Source organism: Pseudomonas sp. P7758 (assembly GCF_013386485.1).
Classification (GTDB): domain Bacteria; phylum Pseudomonadota; class Gammaproteobacteria; order Pseudomonadales; family Pseudomonadaceae; genus Aquipseudomonas.
In genome coordinates, this window is record NZ_JACARS010000055.1 from 21,071 (window position 1) to 27,070 (window position 6,000).

Genomic DNA, 6,000 nt, shown 5'->3' on the forward strand with positions numbered 1-6,000 from the left:
ATACTGTACAAAAAACCAGTATCGGTAGAAGCCCCATGCAGTTGATCGAAAAACTCAGCATCCTCGCCGACGCCGCCAAGTACGACGCGTCCTGCGCCAGCAGCGGTGCGCCCAAGCGCAGCTCGGAAGGCAAGGCGGGGCTGGGTTCCACCGATGGCATGGGCATCTGCCACAGCTACACGCCCGACGGTCGCTGCGTGTCGTTGCTCAAGGTGCTGCTGACCAACTTCTGCCTCTACGACTGCCAATACTGCGTCAACCGCCGCTCCAGCGACGTGCCCCGTGCACGCTTCAGCCCGGAGGAGGTGGTGACCCTGACCCTCGACTTTTACCGGCGCAACTGCGTCAGCGGGCTGTTTCTCAGCTCCGGCATCATCCGTTCGGCCGACTACACCATGGAGCAGCTGGTGCGGGTCGCCAAACTCCTGCGCGAAGAGCATGACTTTCGCGGCTACATCCACCTCAAGACCATTCCCGAAGCCGACCCGGCACTGATTGCCGAGGCGGGGCGGTATGCCGATCGCCTCAGCGTGAATATCGAGTTGCCAACGGACAAGAGCCTGCAAACCCTGGCGCCCGAGAAGCAGATCGTCTCGATCAAGCAGGCCATGCAAACCATCTATACCGGTGAGCAGACCGTGCTCAACGAACCCCGCGCGCCGCGTTTCGCGCCGGCCGGGCAGAGCACGCAGATGATCGTCGGCGCCGATGACACCGACGACAGCACCATCCTCCACAGCGCCGAGGCGTTGTACGGCAATTTCAAACTGCGCCGGGTGTATTACTCGGCGTTCAGCCCGATCCCCAACAGCCCGAAAAGCGTGCCCCTGGCCGCGCCGCCGCTGATGCGCGAGCACCGCTTGTACCAGGCGGATTTCCTGTTGCGCAGCTACGGGTTCAGCGCCAATGAACTGTTTGAAGGGCCGGGCGACCTGGCCCTGGATATCGACCCCAAGCTGGCCTGGGCGCTGGAGCACCGCGAGGTGTTCCCGCTGGACTTGAACCGGGCCGAGCCGACGCTTATTGCGCGCATTCCCGGAATTGGCCTGCGCACCACCCAGCGGCTGGTGGACCTGCGTCGCCAGCGCAAGATCCGCTTCGAAGACCTGGCGCGCATGCGGTGTGTGCTGACCAAGGCCAAGCCGTTTTTCATCACCAGCGACTACCACCCGCAGCAAGCGGAAAGCACCAGCGTGCTGCTGCGCGAACAACTGCGCGACCGCCCGCAGCCGCAGCAAATGGGGCTGTGGGGATGATCAGCCTGGAATGCGACAACCTGTTCAGCACCTGGCGCGAGCAGGCGCGCTGGTTGCTCAGCCATCAGATCGACCCCAGCCACGTGAGTTGGGGCGTGGCCGAGGTGGCGGACCTGTTTGCCACCGACGAGCAGTACCCGGCCGAGTGCGGGCCGTTCCAGGCGCGGATTCCCAAGGCGCTGCTGGAGCTGCTGGAGTCTGCCGCGTGTTATCACGGTGAACAGCGCTGGAGCCTGTTGTATGAGGTGCTGTGGCGCGTCAGCCATGGGGACCGCACGGCGATGATGTCGGGGGACAAGCTGGGCAGCGAATTGCAGCGGCGGATCAAGCAGGTGCAGCGCGAGGCCCATCACCTGCATGCGTTTGTGCGGTTTATCGCATTGCCGGCAGAGGCGGGGCCGCAGTTGCCGGAGTACGTGGCGTGGCATGAGCCGGCCCACGATATCTTGAAGGTGGCCAGCCAGCATTTTGTCGGGCGCATGGGGCGTCATCGCTGGATGATCGCCACGCCCCTGGATGGGGTTTATTACGACGGGGAGCAGTTGATTCACCAGCGGCAATGCCCAGTGGAATGGCAGGCTTTGGCGCAGAATGTCGAGGATCCCCACAGTGCGATGTGGTTGACGTACTACAGCCATATCTTTAACCCGGCGCGGTTGAATCCGAAGGTGATGGAAGGGCATTTGCCGAGCCGGTTCTGGAAGAATCTGCCGGAGGGCAAGTTGATTCCGGGGTTGATCAGCGAGGCGCGTACGGGCAAGCAGCGGGATGGGCAGGCGAAGATGATTGGGGCGCGTCCAGGCAAGCGAATTTCAAGCGGGCACGGTTAAATGTGGGAGCGGGCTTGCTCGCGAATGCGGTGTGTCAGCAGCACATCCAGCGACTGATACACCGCATTCGCGAGCAAGCCCGCTCCCACATTTGATCTCTATTGCCTGTAGGGGCGGATTCAGGCCAGTTCGGTGGCGGTGTTTTTTACGACCGCCAGCTCGGGATGCGCCACCAATTTATCGATGTGCAATTCATCATTGTTCAGCCAGGTTTCCGTCAGCACGCGGTAGTGCTCCATGTCCCGGCAGCGCATGCGCAGGCTGTAGTCGAACGGCCCGCTGATCAACTGGCACTCGAACACTTGCGGGCAGGCTTTGACACATGCCTCGAACGCCTTCTGCGCCGAGCGCCCGCTCTGGTTGGAGAGGGCCACCAGCACCAGCAGTGACAGCCCCGGCGAGACCATCTGCACGTCGATGATCGCCCCATAACCCCGGATGACCCCGCGTCGTTCCAGCTTGCGTACCCGTTCCAGGCACGGCCTGGGCGTCAGGTGCACCAGCGACGAGAGTTTTTCGTAGGTGATGCGTCCCTGGTGCCGTAACACGTCGATGATGGCTTCATCGATGCGGTCCAGCACAGGTGAGGCGTTCGGTCCGGTGGCCTTGGTATCCATGGTGTGTGGTGTTCACTTCAATCGGTTGGAAAGAAATTGCTGCAAGCGTTCGCTGTTCGGCTGGTCGAGGATATCCGCTGCGCCTTGTTCCTCGACGCGGCCCTGATGCAGGAACAGCACTTGGCTGGACACCTGGCGGGCAAAGCCCATTTCGTGGGTGACCATGAGCATGGTACGACCTTCCTCCGCCAACGTCTGTATGACTTTGAGCACTTCTCCTACAAGTTCAGGGTCGAGGGCCGAAGTGGGTTCGTCGAACAGAATGATCTCCGGTTCCATCGCCAGGGCCCGGGCGATGGCCACGCGCTGTTGCTGGCCGCCGGAGAGGAATGCCGGGTATTGGTCCGCCACCCGGCCCGGCAGGCCGACCTTGTCGAGGTACAGGCGTGCGCGTTTTGCCGCCTCGGCGGCGCTCACCCCCAGCACCCGGCGCGGCGCCATGGTGATGTTTTCCAGCACGGTCATGTGGCTCCACAGGTTGAAGTGCTGGAACACCATGGCCAGGCGGGTGCGCAGGTTCTGCAATTGCGCCTGGTGCGGCGCGCGCGTGCCGGCGCGGCCTTGCTGCATTTCGATGCTGATGCCATCGAGGGTGATAACCCCGGCGTCCGGCTGTTCGAGGAAGTTGATGCATCGCAGCATCGTGCTCTTGCCGGAGCCGCTGGCGCCGATCAGGCTGATCACGTCGCCGTTGCGCGCGTTCAGTGAAACGCCCTTGAGCACCTCATGCTCGCCATAGCGTTTGTGCAGGCCTTCGACCTGGAGTTTGACGTTGGCGTTTTCGGCCACGGCGACCGGCTGGGTAGCGGGGCGTACATCGGTGGGATAAGCGGCCAGGGCCTGCGCGGACTGATTCATGGGTTAGCCTCGGGTAGGAACAAGAAAACGCATCCAGCGACGTTCGGCCAGTCGAAACAGGCCCACCAGTGCAAAGGACAGCAGCATGTACAACAGGGCAGCGATGCCGAAGGCCTGGAACGTCAGGAACGTCTCGGCGTTGGCGTCGCGGGCCACCTTGAGGATGTCGGCAATGGTGGCGGTGAACGCCAGGGACGTGGCGTGCAGCATCAGGATCATTTCATTGCTGTAGGCCGGCAGTGCGCGACGCAGTGCGGCGGGCACTACCACAAACAGGTTCAGGCGCCAGCCATGCAGGCCGTAGGCCTTGGCGGCTTCGATCTCGCCGTGGGGGATGTTGCGAATCGCCCCGGCAAAGATTTCCACGGTGTAGGCGCACGTGTTCAATACAAACGCCAGCAGCGTGCAGTTCAGTGCATTGCGAAAAAACTGGTTGAGCAGGGCGTTGTCCTGCACCACGTCCAGGCCGTAGAGGCCGGTGTAGCAAATCAGCAACTGGATATACAGCGGCGTGCCGCGAAACAGGTAGGTGTAGACCTCCACTGGCCAGCGAATCCAGAAGTGTTCCGAGACCCGCGCGATCGCCAGCGGGATCGACAGAAAGAAGCCCAGCACCACCGAGATAATGAAGAGCCACAGGGTCATCGCCACCCCGGAAAAGCCGTTACCGTCGGTGAACAGGTAGGCCAGGCCGTATTGCTGGATCAGTTCGATCATCGCACCATCCCCTTGATGCCCACGTTGTAGCGCCGTTCCAGGCGTTTGAAGATGCGGTTGGAGAGGGTGGTGATCACCAGGTACACCAGGCCCGCGAGGATCAGGAAATACAGCGGGTCATTGGTGGTCTTGCCGGCGTTTTGTGCGGCCTTGACCAGGTCTGACAGGCCGATGATCGACACCAGCGCGGTGGACTTGAGCAGCACCAGCCAGTTGTTGCCCAGGCCCGGCAGGGCAAAGCGCATCAGTTGCGGGAACAGCACCAGGCGAAAGCGCTGCCAGCGGCTCAGGCCGTAGGCGGTGGCGGCTTCGAGTTGGCCGGCGGGCACGCTGAGAATCGCCCCGCGAAAGTTTTCGGTGAAATACGCACCGTAGATAAAACCGAGGGTGATGACACCGGCGGTGAACGGGTCGATTTCGAAGTAGGCCCAGCCGAGCATTTCACTCAGGTCGTTCAGCCACAGTTGCAGGCTGTAGAAAATCAGCAGGATCAGCACCAGGTCCGGCACGCTGCGAATCAGCGTGGTGTAGAGCGTGGCCGGAACCCGCAGCAGCTTGACGCTGGAGAGCTTGGCGGCGGCGGCGAGCAGTCCCAGGGACAGGCTCAGCAGCAGCGCCAGGAACGCCAGCTTGACCGTCATCCAGGCACCCTGGGCCAGCAGCGGGCCGAAGCCTTGCAAGTTGAGGAGTTCATTCATGGGAAGTATCTCGATGGAGCGCAGAGTTTTACGGTGGGAGCGAGCTTGTGTGGGAGCGGGCTTGCTCGCGAAGACAGAGTTTCAGTCAATACATGTGTGACTGACCCACCGCTTTCGCGAGCAAGCCCGCTCCCACACAAGCTCGCTCCCACAGGAGGCGTCACTCGTTGTAGATATCCTGATCGCCGAAGTATTTCTTCTGGATCTGTGTGTAGGTGCCATCGGCCTGGACGGCGGCGATGCCTTTGTTGATCAGCTCCACCAGGTCCTTGTCGTTCTTGCGCAGGCCCATGGCGATGTCGAGCGGCAGGGTCGGATCCTTGAAGGCCGGGCCGGTCTTGAAGTCGGCGCCTTCAGGTTTGGACAGGAAGTTGAGCTGGGCTTCAAGCTTGTCGGTCAGGGTGGCGTCGAGGCGACCGTTTTGCAGGTCGGCGTAGTTCTGTTCCTGGGACTGGTACGCCTTGATCTGCGCGCCGAGCTTGGCCAGGTGCGCACGGGCGTAGGCTTCCTGCAGCGAGCCTTGCAGCACGCCGACCTGTTTGCCTTTCAGGGATTCGGGGGTGTCGCCGAAGTCGGCGCTTTTGCGGGTGATCACCGAGGTCGGGCTGAGGAACAGCCGGTCGCTGAAGTCGATGACTTTCTGGCGGGCCGGGGTCACGGCCATGGAGGACATGATGGCGTCGAACTTGCGGGCGCGCAGGGCCGGGATCATGCCGTCGAATTCGTTGTGGACCCACACGCATTTGACTTCCAGCTTGGCGCAGATGGCGTTGCCCAGGTCGATATCGAAACCTTGCAGGCTGCCGTCGGCGGCGACGGATTCAAACGGTGGGTATTCGGGGAAAACCCCAAAGCGGATTTCTTTCCATTCCTGAGCCTGGGCAGCGGTTGCGGCCAATGGCAGGAGCAGCGCAGCGAAAAGTGATCGGAGCGGAGTCATGTGTATTCCCTATATTTTGTAATTGATGTCAGGGCAGTAGAAAAGTTGAAAGCTAAGGCGAGCTGGCTTTTGTGGCGAGGGAGC

Annotated in this window: 7 protein-coding genes; 2 read left to right on the forward strand and 5 right to left on the reverse strand. The window is 61.9% G+C overall.

Annotated elements, in window-relative coordinates:
* Positions 1 to 35: 35 nt before the first annotated feature.
* Complete coding sequence (locus HX873_RS11930) at positions 36 to 1,256, forward strand: putative DNA modification/repair radical SAM protein (protein ID WP_003208568.1); 1,221 nt, start codon at positions 36 to 38, stop codon at positions 1,254 to 1,256.
* Positions 1,253 to 2,086: a TIGR03915 family putative DNA repair protein gene (locus HX873_RS11935; RefSeq protein WP_003208569.1), complete on the forward strand. Its 834-nt coding sequence runs from the start codon at positions 1,253 to 1,255 to the stop codon at positions 2,084 to 2,086. The genes HX873_RS11930 and HX873_RS11935 overlap by 4 nt, the downstream gene beginning before the upstream one ends.
* Positions 2,087 to 2,205: 119 nt before the next feature.
* Here the strand turns inward: HX873_RS11935 and HX873_RS11940 are convergent, their stop codons facing one another.
* The 5 genes from HX873_RS11940 to HX873_RS11960 all read right to left on the reverse strand — a co-directional run bounded on the left by HX873_RS11940 (position 2,206) and on the right by HX873_RS11960 (position 5,916).
* A complete protein-coding gene (locus HX873_RS11940) occupies positions 2,206 to 2,703 on the reverse strand; it encodes an Lrp/AsnC family transcriptional regulator (protein WP_003208571.1) in 498 nt (165 codons plus the stop codon).
* Between the two features lie 12 nt (positions 2,704 to 2,715).
* A complete protein-coding gene (locus HX873_RS11945) occupies positions 2,716 to 3,561 on the reverse strand; it encodes an ABC transporter ATP-binding protein (protein ID WP_256349626.1) in 846 nt (281 codons plus the stop codon).
* A gap of 3 nt (positions 3,562 to 3,564) precedes the next feature.
* Positions 3,565 to 4,278 carry an ABC transporter permease gene (locus tag HX873_RS11950; protein ID WP_008434490.1) on the reverse strand — a complete coding sequence of 238 codons (714 nt, stop codon included), beginning with the start codon at positions 4,276 to 4,278 and terminating at the stop codon, positions 3,565 to 3,567.
* The gene (locus tag HX873_RS11955; protein WP_008434488.1) at positions 4,275 to 4,976 is read right to left on the reverse strand and encodes an ABC transporter permease; all 702 of its coding nucleotides are present in this window, start codon (positions 4,974 to 4,976) and stop codon (positions 4,275 to 4,277) included. Before HX873_RS11955 ends, HX873_RS11950 begins: the two co-directional genes overlap by 4 nt.
* A 160-nt stretch (positions 4,977 to 5,136) precedes the next feature.
* Complete coding sequence (locus HX873_RS11960; RefSeq protein WP_003212870.1) at positions 5,137 to 5,916, reverse strand: ABC transporter substrate-binding protein; 780 nt, start codon at positions 5,914 to 5,916, stop codon at positions 5,137 to 5,139.
* Between the last annotated feature and the right edge of the window lie 84 nt (positions 5,917 to 6,000).